This is a genomic window from Microlunatus ginsengisoli, from assembly GCF_039537205.1.
Classification (GTDB): Bacteria; Actinomycetota; Actinomycetes; order Propionibacteriales; family Propionibacteriaceae; genus Microlunatus; species Microlunatus ginsengisoli.
Genome location: NZ_BAABAB010000051.1, coordinates 37,234 through 56,002 on the forward strand (window position 1 = coordinate 37,234; position 18,769 = coordinate 56,002).

The window sequence follows — 18,769 nt, forward strand, 5'->3', positions numbered from 1 at the left end:
CGGCGCCCCTGCTGCTTCTCCCGACCCCCTGCTGCTTCTCCTGACCTGGCCGAGCGCCGAGTCAGCGCCTCGAGCTCATCGGGCGTAGCGGCGTGACGGTCAGCGACTCGATGGTCGCACTCCCGCCGGACGACCACACCCCGATCCGGTCCGCCCCCGCCGGCGGAAACACCTGATCGGTGATCGTCCGAAGACCGCCCTGCGCGAAGACCTCGACCGACGCGCGGTCGACGTAAACCCGCAGCTTCAGCCGTCCGTCCGCGAGCACGACCGGGGCGTCGTCGATCGAGGCGAACGCGGGATGGAAGTCCACGTTGCCGGAGCCGGTCCGGTCGACATAGAGCCGACTCGTCCGAGCGTCGTAACCGATCACCGTCTTCTGCTGCCCGTTGCCGAGCACACTCAGCCCGAGCCGATCGGCCGTGCCCGGCTTGAAGGTGGCATCGATCTGCACCACATCCCCGCGGACCGGCAGCAGGCTCTCATCCGCGATCGTGGTCCGCCGCAGCTGCAGTGCCGGCTTCTTCCGCAGGTTTGCCATCTCCTGGACATCGGTCTGCACCAGCCGCAGCCCAGCAGACGTCTGCTCCAGCGACAGTTGCCGAGGCAGCGTCATGGAGCTGCGCCAGGTCGAGGTCGGTATCTCGGTTGCGTAGTCCCAGTTGTTCATCCAGCCGAGAGTGATGATCTTGCCGTTCGGGGCGTCGTTGAACCGGACGGATGCATAGTCGTCACGACCCCAGTCGAGCCAGTCGAAGCGCTCGATCCGGGGCGGCGCCGGCGCGTCGGCAGTCATGAACTGGTCCGCCAGCACGTGACCCCAACCCGAGCGATTGTTGTCGATGATCTTGATCGTCGCCTGCTTCCCGACGAGGTCGCGGACGTCCCAGCTGGTCCAGTCCAGTGTCTCGCCGTTGCCCCCGGTCGCGGTCCGGACGATCGTGCCGTCCACGACCAGGTTCACCGATGTCTCCAGGCTGTGCACCTTCGCCGGCTCGGCGCCCAGCACCGGGTGGTCGAAGGTCAGATGGCCCCAGCCGCCCGTCGCCTGATCGACGATGCGCAGCCTGGCCTGCCGGCCGCGCAGATCCCGCACGTCCCAGTCCTGCCAGTTCAGCACCCCGTCGTTCTTGCCGGTCGCGGTCCGCACCACGTCGTCACCGATCAGCAGCTCCGCCTGGAGGGTGCCGTCGGTGCGCCCGCCGCCTCCGATCAGGAAGCTCAGGTAGTCCTGGTCGAGGGTGAATGCCGGCGACGTCATCGTGCCGACATTGTCATCACCCTTCGGGCCGCCTTCGAACGTGTTCAGCCGCTTCCGGCCGATGTAGTTGTCTCCGCCTGCCGTCGACGGGTTCCGATCGGGCGTGAAGTCGCCGGTCAGGGCCCACCCTGCGGTCGTCAGGTCGGTTCCGTCGGGGAACTCGAATCCGTCGAACAGCAGTCGGCCGGGCGGCGGGTCGTTCGCCAGCTGTGAGCCGTCCACGTGCGGGTGGTTGCCGCCACCGACCAGGAAGTTCAGGTAGGGCTTGCCGATGGTGAAGCTCGGCGACTGCAGCGTGCCCAGCGGCCAGTCGCCGTCGTTGAACCCGTTCACCAGACCGGCACCGACGTACCCGCCGACGCTGTTCTGCCCGGGCAGCGTGCCGGTCGCGGGCGCCTGCCCCCACGGCCCGTTCTTGGCGTTGCCGGGCTCGTTGGCAACGGTCCAGTTCTCATACGAGCCGTCGTCGAAGCCGGCCAGGGTCTGCCCGGGCGGCAACGGATCCCCGGTCACGGTGGTGTCGGAGGTGAACCTCGTCCCGTCGAAGTCCCCGATGAAGTACTGCCCGCCGCTGCCGCCGGCCACACTTCCCGGACTGAGGTTGACGATCATCACCCACTTGGTCTGACCGGAACCCGTCACCTTGATCGGGAACAGGTCCGGGCACTCCCACACGCCGGCGGTCGCGTTCGCCGGACCGAAGTCGCTCAGCCGGGCCCAGTTCTTCAGGTCGGTGCTCTTGTAGATCAGCACCCGGTGCTCGGTCGCCTCCACCGCGACCATCACCCAGTACTTGCCGGCCGGCCCGTCGTAGGCGCACACTTTCGGGTCGCGGAAGTTCGCTGAGTTTCGGTTGAGCACCGGGTTTCCGCTGTACTTCCGCCAGGTCTTGCCCTGGTCCAGGCTGTAGGCAAGCGACTGCGCTTGCAGGCCGGCGTACTCGGGATGGGCCGCGGTGTAGGCGGAGGTGTAGATCGCCACCATCGGTGGGTTCGTTCTGGTGCCGAAGCCGCTGGTGTTGTTCACGTCGACGACCACCGACCCCGAGAAGATGTCCTCGATCGAGTTCCCCTCCGAGTCGAAGGTCTGCGGGATCGCCAGCGGCTGCTCGGTCCAGTTCACCAGGTCGGTCGACGTGGCGTGTCCCCAGCTCATGTTGCCCCACGTGGTGCCTTGCGGATTGTGCTGGAAGAACAGGTGGTACGTCCCCCGGTAGTAGACCAGCCCGTTCGGGTCGTTCATCCAGTTCTTGTCCGGGGTGAAGTGGTACGCCGGCCGATACTGCTCGAGCGGTCGAGGGGGTACGGCCGTCGACCTGTGGGTGCATCCGACCACCACGCCCAGACCGAGCAAGCCGATCAATCCGATCAAGACCGCAACCATCGGACGGCGCACGCGCATCGGGATCCTCACTTCGACGGGAGTCATTCGCGACACGCTGATAACGGTGTCAGATGAGTCATATCGCCTTTCATCTCGGGCGGTCAAGGGTTCTGATCGGCACTCGTCAAAATTGCCGCAGCGGCGCGGGCTTCGTCGCCGTCCCGGCCGACAGCGGACGGTGAGCGGGCGGCCGGGCGTCCATTATCCCCGTCGCCGAACGGCGTTTCCCGTCACCGAGCGGGCCGAGCTAGCCTCACCCCGCCGGAGCATCCACGGTGCGGTCGTGGGGAGTCGTCGCCGGAAAGCCGCTCGGATCGTGCGCGGCGAACACGAACAGGTCCGGGTGCCCGGCAACCAGCGCGCGGAGCTGGGCCTTGCTGTTCAGCCGCCTGGCCTTGTCGGTCGTCACGATCCGCTCGAACAGCCCGACGTGGAAGCCGACGGTAGGCGTCGGGTCGAGCTGGCGACGGTCGAAGACGGCGTCGCCGGCATCGAGGATCCAGCCGTCGCGCGCGTCGACCGCGATTCCGCAGTGACCGAGGGTGTGTCCGGGCAGCGGGACCATCAGGATCTGTTCGGGCAGCCCGTCGAGTCCCCGAACGGCATCGAAGCCGTGCCACCGCTCACCGTGCGCGCGGTAGGTGTGGAAGTCCGGTCCGTGCGCCCACATCGGCGGCCGATAGCGACTCCGCGCCTTGAGGCCCTTTCGGCGGAACGCGGCCTCGAGTTCGGTCGCGTGCACGTGCACGGCCGCCCAGGGGAAGTCCGACAGCCCGCCCACGTGGTCCAGATCGAGATGAGTCTGCACCACATGCCGAACGTCCGACGGGTGGAAGCCCAGGGACCGCACCTGGTGGAGCGCGGCCCGCGCCGGCTCCGCGGCGGGACGGGCGTACAGCTTCGCGAAGGAGAAGCCGAGCCTCGAGGAGAGGTCTTCGTAGTCGGCGGTCCCCAGACCGGTGTCGACCAGCACCAGACCGTCGGACGGGGTCTCGATCAGCAGCACGTGGCAGACCAGCGGCCGGCCGCCGATCGACATGGCCGTGATGTGCGCACAGTCGAGATGGTGCACCTTCAGCGCTGACATGGACCCGGCCTCCAAACGAGAAGGAACCTTCAGCCACGAGTCTGACTCGCGCCCGCGGCATCAGTCAACATCAAACGAAAAGGAATCTTCGTTACTCTTGATGCGTGCCGAAGCTGTCTGCCGCAACCAGGGACCGCCGCCGCAACCAGATCCTGGACGCCGCCCGGAGCTGCATCGACGAGCACGGCCTGGAGGCGGTGTCGATCGAGATGATCATCGCCCGGTCGGGCCTGTCCACAGGCACCGTCTATCGCTACTTCGACGGGAAGGACGCCGTGGTCGACGCGGCCGTGGTTGCCGGCACCCGCGAGCTGCTCGAGCGGATCCAGCCGATACTGGAACTCCCCGACCCACCGCCGCCCGGGGAGTTCCTGGCCCAGATCCTGCAGGCGATGGTCGCCCGTGCCGGCCCCGGACCCGTCGACCTGACCCGGATCGCCGTCCACGGCTGGAGCCATTCGCGATCCCGACCTGCGCTCGCCGCCGCGATCGAGGCCGAGCTGAACCAGGTCGGCGACCGGCTCACCTCGATCGTCCGGCACTGGCAGAGCAGCGGCGTGCTGGACGCCCGCGCCGATCCGAGCGCGGCGGCCGAGCTCCTCACCACGATCTTGCTCGGTTTCCTGGCCCGCAGAGCCCTGCTCGGCGCCTCCGACATCGACGCGCACGCCGCCGCGTTCGCCCTGGTGGCCCAGGCTCAGGTCGTCCAACCGACCTGAGCAGGCGGCCCTGCGGCCGCCCGGTTGCCGGGCGGCTCGCGGCGGCCGACTCAGCGGCGGCCCCGCTGGAGCGACCCGTCGGCGTTGAGCAGCAGCCGCGAGTAGTCAGGCCTGGCGAAGTCGAACATCGACGTGATCGGCGTCGCCCTGGCGTCGAAGGAGCCGTGGCCGATCGCTTGGGTATGCCAGTTCTGCTCGATGAACTTGATGATGGACGTCTGCTCCAGCTGCCGATGGTCGATGTGGTTGCGCTTGGCGTACGGCGAGATGACCAGCATCGGCAGCCGCGGTCCCGGACCGCACCGGTCCAGGTAGCCCCCGGCCATGCCCACGGTGGCGGCCGCCGCGGCGCAGTAGGTGTAGTCGTTGCCGGTGGGCGAGTTCGACCCGTTCAGCAGGGGCACCGACTGGTGGTCGTACCAGCCGTCGGAGTCGTCGTAGGCGATCACGATCGCCGTGCTCGACCACTGCGGCGAGCGCTGGATCAGATTGATCTCGTTCACCAGGAAGTGCTGCTCGCCGATCGGGTCGGAGTACCCGGCGTGGCCGTCTTGGTACTGCGCCGCCTTGAGGAAGCTGACGGCCGGCAGGTTCCCCGCCCGAGCCGCCGCCGCGAAGTCGGTCAGGTCGTATTGGTGGTTCGCCCGGTCGGTGTGCCCGATGGCCCCGACCGAGGTCGGCGGCAGGTGGTGCCGGTTGGCGGTCGACGCGTAGTACTGGAACGGCTCGTGGTGCGGGCTGTAGTCGACCACGCTCGCCCCGGCGAGGTTCGGATGCGCGGTCAGGCAGGCCGCCGGGGTCGAGCCGCTCGCCACCGTGGTCGGCCGGAAGCCGCCCTGGAACCAGCCCCAGCTGACGTTCCGCTCGTTGAGCCGATCGCCGATGTTCACCCCGTGCATCACCGCGAGGTTGTTGGTGGCGGTGTGGCTCTTGTTGGAGCAGTCGTCGAAGGCAGGGTCCGGGTCGGCGATCATCGTGCCGATGCCGTTCGGGTCCGGGTCGACCACCGCACTGGGGTCGATCGTCGGCTGCAGCGTGTCCGGAGTCACCGCCTGCACGCCGTGGGTGTTGCCGGAGACGAGGTTGACCGCACCCGGCGTCGACGGCCCGAAGATCGTGTCGTAGAAGTTGTCGGACAGGGCGAAGTGTTGAGCGTAGTTCCACATCGCCGTGACGGTGTTGCCGTCGAAATAGTCCATGGTCAGGCCCGGCGAGCCGTACAGGCCGGTGCAGGTGTCGACGCTGACGTTCTCGACGTACTTGTCGTTCCGGCCGCCGTTGGCCGCCTTCTGCTCGGGCAGGTAGTTGTGGTTCTGGTCGCAGGTGGACGCCTGTTCGTGCGACAGCCGCTGCGGCGTGTACAGATTCGGGTTGCGCCGGAGCAGGTGCGCGGTGACCAGGTTGTTGTTCCAGGGCGTGCGACGCGATGCCCGGAACCGGGTGCCGTCGGTGTTCGCCGCATACGGGTACGTCCCGAAGTAGTGGTCGTAGGAGATGTTCTCGTCGAAGATCACCACCAGGTGCTTGATCGGGGTCGCCGTCGAGCTGGGCGGCCCGCCCCGCGGCCCGACCTCGAGATCGGCCTGCGCCGCCGGCCCGGGTCCGAAGGCGCCGAGCACGGCGGCTGCCAGCATCCCGGCCGACGCCACACACACGTACTTGATCTTCCTGGAGAGCACGTTCCCGCCCCTTTCGGTGAGGACTCCCGGGCGTCGGGTGGCGCCTGGCACATCAGCTCAACAGTCCGCTCGCGTAGCTGTCCCGCTCGTCGGTCACGCCCGGCAGAGCGAGGAAGTAGCCGCCGCCGACGGGCGAGATGTAGTCGACCAGCGGCTCGCCGGCCAGCCGCTTCTGGACGGTGACGAACTGCCGGTCGAGATCTTGCTGGAAGCAGGTGAACAGCAACCCCATGTCGAGATTCCCGTTCACGTCGATGCCGCGGTCGTAGTTGTAGGCACGACGCAACAGCCGGGAGCCGTCGGTCGCGGAAGTCCGCGGGTTCGCCATCCGGATGTGACTGTCCAGCGGAGTCACCGCACCGGTCGGGTCGTCGGAGTAGTCGGGGAGGTCGGTCTCCACCGAGCCGCTGAGCGGAGCGCCGGTGTCCTTCCGGCGGCCCAGCATCCGCTCCTGCTCACCGATCCCCACCCGATCCCAGAACTCGACGAGCATCCGGATCGTCCGGACGACGAGATAGCTGCCCCCGACCGTCCACGCCGGCTCACCGCCGTCCGGCCGGATCCAGACCAGCCGGTCCATGCCTGCCGCGTCGGCCGGATCCGGATTCGCCGTTCCGTCCTTGAACCCCATCAGGTTTCGCGCCGCGCCGTCCGGTCTGGGTGCGGGCCGGAAGCCGTTGATCCGCCAGCGCGGCTGCATCAGCCCGCGCGTGCTCCGGGTCAGATCGCGGAGCGCGTTCAGCACGACGTCGTGGGAGTCGGCGCACAGTTGCAGCAGCAGGTCGCCGTGGCACTGGGCGGGATCGAGGTCGTCGTCGGCGAACGTGTCCATCGGGCGCAGCCGCCTGGGCTTCAGCGCGGTCAGCGCGTATCGGTGGTCGAACAGGCTCGCGCCGACGCCGACGGTGACGGTGAGGCGTCCGGCCGGCGGTTCCGGGCCGAGCAAGCCGGCGTCCATCGGCGGCGTCGCGATTCCCGGGTTCGTCGGAACGGCGCCGTCGGTCAGGGCCCGGGCCCGGTCGGTCAGCCGCTGCATCAAGACCCCGAGCTCCGCCTTGTCCCGGGCGGTGACGTCGAAGGACGCGAACGCCGCGGCCGGGCGCGCTTCCTCGACGATGCCGGCCTGGTGCTCACCGGTGAACGGCACCCGCTCGGGCCCCGAGCGTTCGGTCGGGTCAGCCGCCCAGGCCGCGGGCCCTGCGGCGACGGCGCCGGCCGCGGCAACCGTCCCGGCCAGGAACGCTCGTCGCCCGATGCTCGACCGCGACGCCGTCACGACGTCCGCCTCGGTTCGAGGATGCTGGCCACCGGCGCGAGCAGCTCGGTCAGCTCCGAGACGTCGGCGTCGATCTGCTCGCGCTGGGATCGGCTCAGGGCGGCGAGCGACGGCCAGGTCCCGTGACGTCGGATCGCCTCCAGATCTGCCATCGTCCGGGAGATCCGGTGGTCCACCAGCCGCGCGGCCGGGTAGCGAGGAGCGAGCAGCGGGCGGAGCAGGTCCAGCACGACCCGGGTGCCGTCGAGGTTCGCCCGAACGGTGGCCAGCGCGCTGCCGCTGCCGTAGTCCGAGCGGCCGCTCAGCTCGAACTGCAGCGCGTTCTCGGTGATTTCGTGCGCTCGGATCGACACGTCGAGAGGGTCGATCCGAGCGCTGGCGAAGGCCCGCGCCAGATCGCGGACGTCGCGCACCAGTCCGGCGGTGTACGGCCTGATCTCCGCCGCCGGCTGCCCGTGCCACAGGCCGTACTCGATCCGGTGGAATCCGGTGAACCGGCTGTCGCGGACGCCGTCCTGGAGCCCCGCCGCCCTGCCGTTGACCGCGTCGTCGACGTCACCGAACGCCCCGTAGGCTGCGCCGAGACGTTCGTAGGCCAGGTGTGCGGCCAGCCAGTCGTGCCGAGCCCGGGCGAGCCGACCGGTGCGTACGTCGCGGTCGAGCCGATCGACGAGGGTGACCAGATTCGGCAGCTGCTTGCGGACGTACGCCTCGTACGCCTTCGTGGCCGGGATCAGGTCCTGCATGCTCACCGGGCGGACGCCCGCCACCCCCGGCGCGCCGGCCACCGCCACCACCGCGCCGCGGACGACTGCCGCATCCTCCATCACGCACTCGAACCGATACCGTCCACCGCCCAGATCGACAGTCATCGGTGTGACGGTGCCGGGCCCGAGATCATCGACGCTCGCGACCACGCCGCCGGTGGCCGCATCGACCAGGTACACCTCACCGGGGCGAGTGTCGGTGTTTCGCAGCCGGAATCGCTGTCGACCCGCGCCGGTGGCCGTCCACCCCTGACCGCAGGCGCCGGTCGAGACGACGACGTTCGTCACCGGGCTCGACGACGCCCCGCCCGCAGGCACGGGACTGGGACCCGGGCTGCCGGCGCAACCGGCGAGCGCGAGCGCGATGATCAAGGAGAATGCGGCACGCCGTGCTCGCCTCTCCGCTGGCTGCACCGAACTGACGATAGTGCATCGTTAGTCGTTGTATAGATCTCGACCGGCACCATTTCTCGGCGACCGCACGAACCGATCTCGCTCCCGGCGGGCCGGGCCCCTAGCGCTGGGGCCGGGCCGCTAGGGCTGGGTCGGGTAGGACACGTAGGCGAAGCGCCGGGAGTCCGAGGCCCAGCTGTTGACGTTGATCGTGCCCTGCCCGCCGGGCAGCCGGATCCGCGCCCGGGGTGTCGTCCAGTCGTCGACGTCCACGACGACGAGGGCGACGTCGAGATCGGCCGGGTGACCTTCGGTCCCGGGCGGGAACTCCAGGTAGACCGCGGTGCGACCGTCGGGTGAGAGGTGCGGGAACCAGTCGACCGTGTGACTGGTGACGAGTCGTTGCACCTCGCCGCCGCCGTCGGGGAGGCGGGCGATCTGGGCGTGGCCGGGCGCGTCGGCCCAGCGTTCGGTGTTGAAATAGATCCAGCTGCCGTCGGGAGACCACTCCGGGCCGTCGATGTGGCCCGGACCGGTATCGAGGATCGAGTAGACGTCCGCACCGTCCGGCTGTGCTCGCGAGCCGGCGACGGCGAGCGCACCGGGCTGGTCGAACGAGGCCATCCGTACGTAGGCCAGCCGTTGCCCGTCGGGGGATACGCCGTGCAGGTAGTGCCAGACACCGTCGTCGCCGGTGACCCGCTCCACCGGACCACCGGCCAGGCCGGCCCGATAGATGTGCCCGTCCATCGCGGACAGATAGACGTGCACACCGTCGGGGTCGAGGACGTGGTCGTTGTTGATCGACGGCAGCGCGTCGTGGTCGATCCGTTCGGGCACCGCACCCTCGACGGCGTCGAGGGCCCACAGCACGCCGTCGCCGTTGACGAAGAGGGTGTCGGTCTGCAGAGACCAGTTCGGCGCTTCGAACAACACCTCGCGGCTTTCGTACACGACGACGTCGCTGCCGGCCGCGGTGTCGTAGACGTGGATCCGGGTGACCTGCCCCGGGGCCAGCGTGCGGAACAGTGCCATCTGTCGTGTCCTCTCGCTCGGGCCGGCTCGGCGGGTACCGGGGCGGCGCCGTCACCTCGAGCATGGCGCACGGTACGAGTCGATGGCCGACCGGTGCGGTATATTCCTAGGAATAATCATCCTGATAATGGAATTGAGCGGGATCGTGGAGTTCTTCGACGTCCTGGTGGGGTACGAGGTCGCGCTGTGGAGTGCGATCGACGGCGAGCTGACTCGGCACGGCGCGATCAGCCTGGGCCAGCTGCATGCGTTGCGGGTGGTGGATCGCTATGACGGCCTGGCGCGGGTGCAGGATCTGAGCGAGGCCATCGGCATCACGGTGGGCGCGGCGAGCAAGCTGGTGGACCGGCTCGAGCGCGACGGCCTCGCCGCCCGCGGCCCGAACCCGGCGAACCGGCGGTCCTCGTTGATCGCATTGACGCCCGCCGGCGAGCATGCGCTGGCGGCGGCGATCCAGGTGTTCGCACACGCGCTGTCCCGGGCCCTCGCGGACGAGGACGTGGAGGCCACCACCGCCACCCTGCGCCGGCTGCAGACACGCCTGGGTGAGCCCAGCCCGGGGGTCGCGGTGTGACCGCGCCTGCTCCCGACCACTCACCGCGGTCACCCGGCCGGCCTGGGTGCCCGCACCGGCCCGGCCCAGCACAGGAAGGAATCGACGATGAGAGCCGTCTTCTATGATCGCCAGGGACCGGCGGCCGAGGTCCTCCGGATCGGCGACCTCCCCGACCCGGTTCCCGGTCCGGGCGAGGTCCGGGTGCGGGTGCGCTACTCCGGGATCAGCCCGGGCGACACCAAGAAGCGCACGGGCTACTTCAACTCCACCATGGCCTACCCGCGGGTGATTCCGCACAGCGACGGTTCCGGCGTGATCGACCTGGTCGGCGCCGGGGTCGAGCCGAGCCGAGCCGGGCAGCGGGTGTGGGTCTACGGCGCGCAGTCCTACCGCCCCTTCGGGACGGCGGCCGAGTACACGGTCGTGCCGGCAGCCACCGCGGTGCCGCTTCCCGACGAGGTCGATGACGCGCTCGCTGCCTGCCTCGGCATACCCGGGATCACCGCGCACCGCGCCGTGTTCGCGGACGGTCCGGTGGCCGGCCTCACCGTGCTGGTGCACGGCGCACTCGGTGCGGTCGGTTCGATGGCGGCCCAGCTCGCCGGTTGGGGCGGGGCCACCGTGATCGTGACAGTCCGCCGTCGTGCCGACCTGGCCGAACTGGACGGGCGGATCGCCCGACGCGCGGTCAGCCTCGACGATCCCCGGGCCGACGAGCAGATCCGGCAGCACGCTCCGGACGGCGTCGACCGGATCATCGAGGTCGCCTTCTCCGACAACGTCGACCTCGACGCTCGGGTGGCCGCCAACGGCGCCGTGATCGCCGCCTATGCCAGCCGGGATCCACGGCCGCGGCTCGACTTCTGGCCCATGCTGTTCGACAACATCACCATCCGGCTGCTCGGCAGCGACGACTTCCCCACCGAGGCCAAGGAACGCGCCGCGACCGACCTCACCACTGCCGCTCGCGACGGCGGGCTGGCCGTCCCGATCGCGTCACCGTTACCCCTCGCTCGGGCGGCCGCCGCACACGACCAGGTCGACACCGACAACCGACGCCGGGTGCTGCTCGAGGTGGACCGCTGACCTCGGCCGGCCGTACGGAACGCAGCGCGGCCGGCCGGCGAAGCCGGGAACCCGACACCGGCCGCCGGGCGTGAACTCAGCTGCGTGCATAGGTGAGCAGGACGACGCCGCTGTGGAAGGGACGGGTGTCGGTCAAGGACAGTCCGGTCAGCGCAAGCCCCTCGGGACGAGGTTGCGCCCGCGGCTGGTCAGCACCGGGTACACGAAGAGCCGGACCTGGTCGACCAGGTCTGCGGCGAGCAGGGCGTGGACGACACTGATGCTGCCCGTGATGCCGATCTCGCCGGTGCCGGTGGCCTTCAGCGACCGGACCTCCTCGATCAGGGAGCCGGAGAGGATCGTCGTGTTCTCCCACTGCGGGTCGGTGAGCGTCGAGGAGACCACGTACTTGTGCACCCGGTTGAGGTGCTCGGTGCTCCCGGTCTCGTCGTCGGTCTGGAGCGGCCAATAGCCGCGGAAGTCCTCGAAGGTCTGACGGCCCAGCAGCAGGGCGGACTCCCCCGCCATCTGCTCGCGCATGACCTCGTTGAGATCGGCCGTGTCGGTCTGGTCGCCCGGGTCGAACCACGAGTCGAGGAACTCGATCACGCCGTTCGCGCTCATGTTCTCCGTGACGACGAGCTGGCGGCTAGAGGACATCCGACGTACTCCGATCCGGTTGGTGGTCCGATCCAGCTACGACCGTGCAGCCGGACGAAAGTCATCGCGGGTCAACAGGCCGGGGCCGAAGGACGACATCACCACCAGTAGGCAGGTTGGGGCGTGTAGGGCTCCTCGATCCGGTGGATCTCGTCGTCGGTGAGGGTCAGGTCGACGGCGGCGGCGGCGTCGGCCAGATGATGCGGTTTGGTGGCACCGACGATGGGTGCGGTCACCACGGGCTTGCTCAGGACCCAGGCCATCGCGACCTGGGCCATCCCGAGTCCGCGTTCGTCGGCGACCTGCTGGACCGCCTCGACCACCGGCCGGTCCACGTCCAGGTCGAAGCTCTTGGCGACCCGATCCACGCTGCCGCGTGCTGTGCTGGACCCCCAGGGCCGGGCGAGCCGTCCCTTGGCCAGCGGCGAGTACGGGACGCAGCCGACACCCAGATCGAGACACATCGGCAACATCTCGCGTTCTTCCTCGCGTTTGAGCGCGTTGTACTGGTTCTCCATGGCCACGAACCGGGTCCAGCCGCCCAGGTCGGCAGCATGCTGCAGCTTCGCGAACTGCCACGCCCACATCGACGACGCGCCGAGGTAGCGGACCTTGCCGGCCTTGACCACGTCGTGCAGGGCCTCCATGGTCTCCTCGACCGGGACGTCGTCGTCGAAGCGATGGATGTAGTAGAGGTCGACGTAGTCGGTTCCCAGCCGGCGCAGCGACGCATCGAGTTGTTCGAGGATCGCCTTCCGGGAGAGCCCGGAGCCGCCGGGGCCGTCGTGCATCTTGTTGTGCACCTTCGTGGCCAGCACGATGTCCTCACGGCGTGCGTACGTCCGCATCGCCCGCCCGACGAACTCCTCCGAGGTGCCCGCACCGTAGCCGTTGGCGGTGTCCCAGAACGTGATGCCCAGCTCGACGGCCTGCCGGAAGAACGGCGCCGACGCCTCTTCGTCCAGCGTCCACTGGTGGAACCCGGGATCGCCGTAACTCATGCATCCCAGGGCGATCCGGCTGACGCGGAGGCCGGTGCGGCCGAGTCGTACGTACTCCATGGTCGTCCTTTCGTCGGGGGGTGGTCCTGGCTGCCTGCCAGACCGGGGTCAGGCCAAGGGGTCGGTGCGGGGCTGGATCCGGAGGCTGCTGAGGGCGGCCAGCAGGAGCAGGGTGGTGGCGATGCCCAGACTCAGGCGCAGCCCGCCGACGACCTGGTCGGGGTCGGCGATCATGGCACCGAACACGGCGATCGCGACGGCCCCGCCGACCTGGCGGAACGTGTTGAACACCGCGCTGGCCGTTCCGGCCTGGCGGCCGGGCACTCCTTCGAGCACCACGCCGGTCACCGAGGGCATGGCCAGTGCGCCACCGGCACCGACCGGGATGAGGCACAAAGCCACCAGGATCGGGCTGCCGAGCGGTGCGGTGATCACCTGGGCCGCGAGGCCCACCGCCATCGAGGTCAGCCCGGCGACGACGGGGAGCCGGGCACCGAATCGGTTCGTGACCGGGCCGCTGGCCAGGTTGGCGGTGATGGCGAAGAACGCCGACGGCAGGAAGACCAGACCCGCGTGCAGGGGTGACAGCCCGAGCTGCTGCTGAAGGAAGAGACTGACCACGAACACATTGCCGTAGTTGCCGACCATGAAAGCGAACCCGACCGGCAGGGCGAGTCGAAATCCGCGTGCCCGGAACAGCTCGAGCGGCATCATCGGGTGCCGGACGCGGGCCTGGACGATGACGAAGCCGACCAGACCGGCCACGGCGACGGTCAGCGCCACGATGACCGGCACGGTGCCGAATCCTGCGTGGCCGCCCTCGATCAGCCCGTAGATCAGGGTGGACATGCCGATGACGGCAAGGATCTGTCCGGCCCAGTCGAACGGCGCCGGGCGGATCGGTGAGCGGGCCACGATGGTGAGCAGGACGAGCATGCCGGCGCAGACCGGAAGGTTGATGGTGAACACCCAGCGCCAGTCGAACGTGGTGAGGAAGCCGCCCAGCGGCTGGCCGACGAGTCCGGCCACCGCGCCGCCGACGGCCCACACGCCGAGAGCTCGCGCGCGGCGGGCCGGGTCGGGAAAGGCCTCGCGGACCAGCGACATGGACGCGGGCAGCATGATCGCCGCCCCGGCGCCCTGCGCGCAGCGGGCAGCGATCAGCAGCGCCGCGCTCGGTGCGAGCGCACACGCCGCGGAGGTCAGCCCGAAGACGACGACGCCGAGGGCCAGTGCCCGTTTGGCGCCGATCCGGTCGGACAGGTTGCCGGCGAACAGCAGCAGGGCGGCGAACAGCAGGGTGTAACCGTCGATGATCCACTGCTGTCCGACCGTGCCGCCACCCAGCTCGGCGCGGATCTGGGCCAGAGCGACATTCACGATGGAGATGTCCAGGGTGATCAAGAAGAACCCGAGCGAGGCGATTGCGACCGCGACCCGGGCATGCGGGCCGTTGGGCAGATAGGCGGCGCGGGCCGGCCGGTTCTCGGTGACGACTGACATCAATTCCCGTCTCTCTTCGCCACACCGCCTAAGCGGAGTGACTGCCTCCAGATACGCTCAGCGTAGCACCTAATCCGGAGGTTGTCTCTCCGGATCGGATAGGATGGGAGGCATGACCGAGACCGGCGCGCCGAAGAAGGCGCGAGCCATGCGACGTGACGCCGTACGGAACCGGGAACGGCTGCTGGTCGCCGCCCGTGAGCTGTTTGCCGAGCAAGGACTCGAGGTGACCCTGGACGACATCGCCCGGCACGCCGGGGTCGGCGTCGGCACCGCGTATCGACGGTTCGCGAACAAGGGCGAGCTGCTGGCTGCGATCTTCGCCGGGCAGACCGTCGAGCTGGCTGCCGCCGCCGATGCCGGCCTGGTCGACCCCGACCCCTGGCACGGGCTGGTCGGCTATCTGGAGACGGCGCTGGCTCTCCAGCTGCGCGACCGCGGGTTGGCGCAGATCGTCAGCGGCGATCGGATCAGCGTCGAGCAGTACGACTGGAACCGGGAGGTCATGGCCCCGAAGAATCGCGCCCTCGTTGCGCGGGCACGCGAGGCCGGCGTTCTGCGCGAGGACATCGAGGGCACGGACCTGACCTTCATCCAGGTCGGTCTGAACGCCATCATGACGCGTTCCCGCGACGCGCATCCCGACCTGTACCGCCGCTATCTGCGGCTGTTGCTCGACGGCCTGCGCGCAAGGCCGGGCAGTCCGACGCCGCTGCCGGTCGCGGCGCTGACCAGCGACCAGACCCACGCGGTCATGGGTCCCACCAGTCGGAGCACCGCGATCGGCTGATCACGCGTCCGGGGATCGCTCGAAGCTCCGCGAACGGATCCGAGGAGGACCGCCGCGCGGGTCGTGCGGTCAGCTGACGAGCTTGGTCAGCACGCCCTGGATGAAGTAGACGACGAACAGTCCGGCGACCACCCACATCAGCGGGTGCACCTGGCGCGCCTTGCCACGCACCGACTTCAGCACGACGTACATGATGAAGCCGGCGCCGATGCCGATGGTGATGGAGAAGGTGAACGGCATCAGGGCCATGGTCAGGAACGCGGGCAGACCCTCCTCGATGTCGTCCCACTCGACCTTGGTGACCTGGCTCATCATCAAGAAGCCGACGAAGACCAGTGCGGGCGTCGCGGCCTCGGACGGCACGATGTTGATCAGCGGCGCGAAGAACATGGCCAGCAAGAACCCGACGCCGGTGACGACCGAGGCGAGACCGGTGCGGGCCCCCTCACCGACGCCTGACGCCGATTCGATGTAGGAGGTGTTGGACGAGACCGAGCCGAAGCCACCGGCAGCGGCGGCGACCGAGTCGACGGCCAGGACGGCGCCCAGGTGCGGCGGGTGGCCGCGCTCGTCGAGCAGGTTGCCCTCCGCCCCGACCGCGACGACCGTGCCCATCGTGTCGAAGAAGTCCGCCAGCAGCAGGGAGAAGATCAGCAGCACCAGCGGCAGGAAGACGTGCAGGTCGAACCCACCCGAGAAGGCCGGCCCGAACGCCCCGAACACGCTGACGTTGCCGATCAGGCTCAGGTCCGGCACGGCGATGATCCCGTTGAACTCTGGCACGTTGAGCGCCCAGCCGGTCGGGTTCTGATCGCCGACCTTCGCGCCGACGTGGGCGATGGCCTCGATGATGACCGCGACCAGGGTGGTGGCCGCGATCGAGATCAGCATCGCGCCCTTGACCTTCTTCGCCCACAAGATCGCCACCAGGAAGAGCCCGATCACGAACACCAGCATCGGCCAGCCGATCAGCGAGCCGTTGATGCCGAGCTCGACCGGCGGCGTACCGGCCGGCTTGCGGACGATCCCGCCGTCGAACAGCCCGACGAATGCGATGAACAGGCCGATGCCGATCGAGATGCCGACCCGGAGCGAGCGAGGCACCGCCTTGAAGACCGCCGTCCGGAACCCGGTGAAGACCAGCAGCGTGATCAGCAGGCCCTCGATCACGATCAGTCCCATCGCCTGCGGCCAGGTCATCCTGGGCGCGATGCTGAAGGCGAGCAGGGCGTTCAGGCCCAGCCCGGTGGCGATGCCGATCGGGAAGCGGCCGATCACCCCCATCAGGATGGTCATCACGCCGGCGACCAGCGCGGTGGCCGCGGCGACCAGGGTGATCGCATGGTCGACGTTCGCCCCGATCACCGCCCCCGCCGCATCCTTGTACGGCGCCCCGCCGAGCAGGTTCCCCTGACCGTCCGGCGCGGTGCCGATGATCAGCGGGTTGAGGGCGATGATGTAGGCCATCGTGAAGAACGTGACGAGACCGCCGCGGACCTCCCGCGCGATCGTCGAGCCGCGGGCGGTGATGCCGAAGTAGGCGTCGATCGAGGAGATCTGCTGCTCGTGTGACGGCGTCGGCGCGGCCTTGGGCGACTTGGTGACCATGGGGCGATCCTAAGGATCTCCTCAGCCGGTTCGGGGCAGGTGGCTAATGTCTGTTACATGACCGACCCGGGCGAGGTCGCCGGCGAGCAGCCGGCGGATCCGGTCGCGCACGGCTTGCTGGTCCAGGCGCCGATCGCGCCGCTGGACGAGGACGGCATCGTGGTGACCACGGTCGGCACGATCGCCTTCGCGGTCGCGGCGGTGGTGCTGGTGCTGCTGTACGGCCGGCTGGCGGCGGCCGGAGACGAATGGTGGCTGGCCGTGGCGTTCGCCGGCGTCGTGCTGGGCCTGATCGGGCTGGTGTACTGCTGGCGCCGCCGCCGGGCTCGCTGAGCCGAACGAGCGGAGCCCGCGATGAGCGATCCGCGCCTCGTCGCCCGACGACTGCCGGACGGACCCGGCGTCTACCGATTCCGCGACCCGGACGGCCGGGTCCTGTACATCGGTCGGGCCGGCAATCTGCGACGCCGGGTGCAGTCCTACTGGGGACGGCTCGGCGACCGCCCGCGGCTGGTCGCGATGGTGCGCCGGATCGCCTCCGTCGAGGCGACGTGGTGCGACTCCGAGCACGAAGCGGCGTGGCTGGAGCGCAATCTGCTGCAACGCTCCCGCCCGCGGTGGAACCGGATCGAGGGGGGCAGCGAGGTCGTCGGCCTGATCCGGCTGGACCCGTCGCGCATCGCCGGACTGCGATTCGTTCACGAGGCCGACGGCCCCGGCCGCCACTTCGGTCCGTACCTGGGTGGTCTCCGGGTTCGCCAGGCCATCTCGGCCGTGCATCGGGTGCTGCCGCTGCCGTACGCTGTCGCGACCGGCGGCAGCTCCCGCGAGTTCGCCGTGCTGTTCGGCGTCGGGCCGGCCGATCGCGAGGCGTTGGTGGCCACGGCGGTTGCAGTGCTGGAACGGGAGCCGAGCGCGGTCTCGGCGACGCGATCCAAGCTCGTCCGCCGCCGGGACCGGGCCACGGCAGAGCTCCGGTTCGAGTTCGCGGCGAAGATCCAGGAGGAGATCGCGGCCCTGGACTGGATCACCGCGGAGCAGAAGGCGACCACCCTCGACCGCAGCGACGAGGAGGTGTGCGGCTGGGCCGACGGAGTGCTCGTGCGCTACGACGTACGGGCCGGCCGGATGTGTACCTGGACGCGTCGACTCGCGTCCGAGCGGTCGGCCCGCGATCGGGTGCTCGCCACGCCGGTGCGCTGGGAGGCGTTCGCCCGGCGCAACGCCGAGCTCGCCGCCCGGCTGCTGAACGGGGAGGGCTCCTAGTGGCGACCATCAGGGTCGGGTCGCGCGGCTGACGCGACGCCGGGGCTGGTCATGTCGCGGATCGACCGCGTGCGGCGGAAAGTGGCCTCGGAAAACGCTTGCCGATTCGCGTCGGGTCGATGGGCGACACGCGACTCAACCTGGCCGCGCAGCGCACGAGACGCCAAAATGGGCCCGTGGTCACCTCGAGCGGCACCGGGCACCGGGAGATGGAGGCCGTCCGCGCCGAGGTCGCGGCCTACGTCGCGGCCGGCGCGGACGAATCCGTCCAGCGGGTGATCACCGCCGTGCACCGGCTGTCCAGGCGGCTGAACCGCTGGTACGACGAACAGCTGTCCGGATATGGCCTCAGCTCCGGCGAGTGGGCCGTGCTGAGCGCGCTGGGCCGGATGAGTGACGGCCAGGCACTGACGCCGAGCCAGCTCGCCGCCGAGGGACACATCGCACCGTCGTCGATGACGCACCGGCTGGACCGAATGCTCGCGCGAGGCCTGATCACCCGCGAGGTCGACCCGACCAACCGGACGCGGATCCTGGTCCGTCCGACCGACGCCGGCTGGCAGCTGTTCGCCACCGCCATCCGCGAGGCCAACGTGGTCGAGTCGGGCCTGCTCGCCGACCTCGCGGACGATCAGGTCGACCGGCTGGCGGAGCTGCTAGAGGGAATGATCGACAACCTGGACTCGACCGAGCTGTAGCGCTCGGCCCCCTGGCATCGGC

17 protein-coding genes are annotated in these 18,769 nt (G+C 69.6%); 7 read left to right on the forward strand and 10 right to left on the reverse strand.

The features are described 5' to 3' along the window. Window positions 1-61: 61 nt before the first annotated feature. Together ABD747_RS24770 and ABD747_RS24775 are read right to left on the reverse strand one after the other, a co-directional pair. The gene (locus tag ABD747_RS24770; RefSeq protein WP_344809768.1) at window positions 62-2,662 is read right to left on the reverse strand and encodes a GH32 C-terminal domain-containing protein; all 2,601 of its coding nucleotides are present in this window, start codon (window positions 2,660-2,662) and stop codon (window positions 62-64) included. Window positions 2,663-2,897: 235 nt separating this feature from the next. Beyond that, on the reverse strand, window positions 2,898-3,731 hold the full coding sequence (locus ABD747_RS24775; RefSeq protein WP_344809769.1) for an MBL fold metallo-hydrolase: 834 nt from the start codon (window positions 3,729-3,731) through the stop codon (window positions 2,898-2,900). Between the two features lie 104 nt (window positions 3,732-3,835). Here ABD747_RS24775 and ABD747_RS24780 point away from each other — a divergent pair, with 104 nt between their 5' ends. After that, window positions 3,836-4,450, forward strand: coding sequence for a TetR/AcrR family transcriptional regulator (locus ABD747_RS24780; RefSeq protein ID WP_344809771.1), 615 nt, complete (start codon window positions 3,836-3,838; stop codon window positions 4,448-4,450). A 50-nt stretch (window positions 4,451-4,500) separates the two neighbouring features. Here ABD747_RS24780 and ABD747_RS24785 read toward each other — a convergent pair whose 3' ends face one another. The 4 genes from ABD747_RS24785 to ABD747_RS24800 all read right to left on the reverse strand — a co-directional run bounded on the left by ABD747_RS24785 (window position 4,501) and on the right by ABD747_RS24800 (window position 9,600). Continuing rightward, the gene (locus tag ABD747_RS24785) at window positions 4,501-6,129 is read right to left on the reverse strand and encodes a phospholipase C (RefSeq protein ID WP_344809773.1); all 1,629 of its coding nucleotides are present in this window, start codon (window positions 6,127-6,129) and stop codon (window positions 4,501-4,503) included. Between the two features lie 52 nt (window positions 6,130-6,181). After that, window positions 6,182-7,405, reverse strand: coding sequence for a Dyp-type peroxidase (locus tag ABD747_RS24790; RefSeq protein ID WP_344809775.1), 1,224 nt, complete (start codon window positions 7,403-7,405; stop codon window positions 6,182-6,184). After that, window positions 7,402-8,460, reverse strand: a complete 1,059-nt coding sequence (locus tag ABD747_RS24795) for an EfeM/EfeO family lipoprotein (RefSeq protein ID WP_344809777.1) — start codon at window positions 8,458-8,460, stop codon at window positions 7,402-7,404. The genes ABD747_RS24790 and ABD747_RS24795 overlap by 4 nt, the downstream gene beginning before the upstream one ends. Before the next feature lie 246 nt (window positions 8,461-8,706). Next, on the reverse strand, window positions 8,707-9,600 hold the full coding sequence (locus tag ABD747_RS24800) for a TolB family protein (RefSeq protein ID WP_344809779.1): 894 nt from the start codon (window positions 9,598-9,600) through the stop codon (window positions 8,707-8,709). A 127-nt stretch (window positions 9,601-9,727) separates the two neighbouring features. On the opposite strand from ABD747_RS24800, the gene ABD747_RS24805 reads away from it, so the two are divergent. Both ABD747_RS24805 and ABD747_RS24810 read left to right on the forward strand, forming a co-directional pair. Further along, window positions 9,728-10,174, forward strand: a complete 447-nt coding sequence (locus tag ABD747_RS24805; RefSeq protein WP_344809781.1) for a MarR family winged helix-turn-helix transcriptional regulator — start codon at window positions 9,728-9,730, stop codon at window positions 10,172-10,174. Window positions 10,175-10,261: 87 nt separating this feature from the next. Further along, window positions 10,262-11,242, forward strand: a complete 981-nt coding sequence (locus tag ABD747_RS24810) for an NADPH:quinone reductase (RefSeq protein ID WP_344809783.1) — start codon at window positions 10,262-10,264, stop codon at window positions 11,240-11,242. Window positions 11,243-11,389: 147 nt separating this feature from the next. Here ABD747_RS24810 and ABD747_RS24815 read toward each other — a convergent pair whose 3' ends face one another. From ABD747_RS24815 to ABD747_RS24825, 3 genes are all read right to left on the reverse strand, one after another. Continuing rightward, window positions 11,390-11,881, reverse strand: coding sequence for a dihydrofolate reductase family protein (locus ABD747_RS24815; protein ID WP_344809785.1), 492 nt, complete (start codon window positions 11,879-11,881; stop codon window positions 11,390-11,392). 98 nt (window positions 11,882-11,979) lie between these two features. Then, window positions 11,980-12,942 (reverse strand): aldo/keto reductase, encoded by a 963-nt coding sequence (locus ABD747_RS24820; protein ID WP_344809787.1) that lies wholly within the window; start codon window positions 12,940-12,942, stop codon window positions 11,980-11,982. 48 nt (window positions 12,943-12,990) lie between these two features. Then, window positions 12,991-14,385, reverse strand: a complete 1,395-nt coding sequence (locus ABD747_RS24825; protein WP_344809789.1) for an MFS transporter — start codon at window positions 14,383-14,385, stop codon at window positions 12,991-12,993. A gap of 112 nt (window positions 14,386-14,497) precedes the next feature. Here ABD747_RS24825 and ABD747_RS24830 point away from each other — a divergent pair, with 112 nt between their 5' ends. After that, complete coding sequence (locus ABD747_RS24830; protein ID WP_344809791.1) at window positions 14,498-15,175, forward strand: TetR/AcrR family transcriptional regulator; 678 nt, start codon at window positions 14,498-14,500, stop codon at window positions 15,173-15,175. A 69-nt stretch (window positions 15,176-15,244) separates the two neighbouring features. On the opposite strand, the gene ABD747_RS24835 is transcribed toward ABD747_RS24830, so the two are convergent. After that, window positions 15,245-16,783 (reverse strand): NCS2 family permease, encoded by a 1,539-nt coding sequence (locus ABD747_RS24835; RefSeq protein WP_344809793.1) that lies wholly within the window; start codon window positions 16,781-16,783, stop codon window positions 15,245-15,247. Window positions 16,784-16,840: 57 nt separating this feature from the next. Here ABD747_RS24835 and ABD747_RS24840 point away from each other — a divergent pair, with 57 nt between their 5' ends. The 3 genes from ABD747_RS24840 (at window position 16,841) to ABD747_RS24850 (ending at window position 18,747) form a co-directional block, all read left to right on the forward strand. Then, the gene (locus ABD747_RS24840) at window positions 16,841-17,116 is read left to right on the forward strand and encodes a DUF2530 domain-containing protein (RefSeq protein WP_344809795.1); all 276 of its coding nucleotides are present in this window, start codon (window positions 16,841-16,843) and stop codon (window positions 17,114-17,116) included. A gap of 21 nt (window positions 17,117-17,137) precedes the next feature. After that, window positions 17,138-18,049 (forward strand): GIY-YIG nuclease family protein, encoded by a 912-nt coding sequence (locus ABD747_RS24845; RefSeq protein WP_344809797.1) that lies wholly within the window; start codon window positions 17,138-17,140, stop codon window positions 18,047-18,049. Window positions 18,050-18,225: 176 nt separating this feature from the next. Next, the gene (locus tag ABD747_RS24850; RefSeq protein WP_344809799.1) at window positions 18,226-18,747 is read left to right on the forward strand and encodes a MarR family winged helix-turn-helix transcriptional regulator; all 522 of its coding nucleotides are present in this window, start codon (window positions 18,226-18,228) and stop codon (window positions 18,745-18,747) included. Window positions 18,748-18,769: the final 22 nt, after the last annotated feature.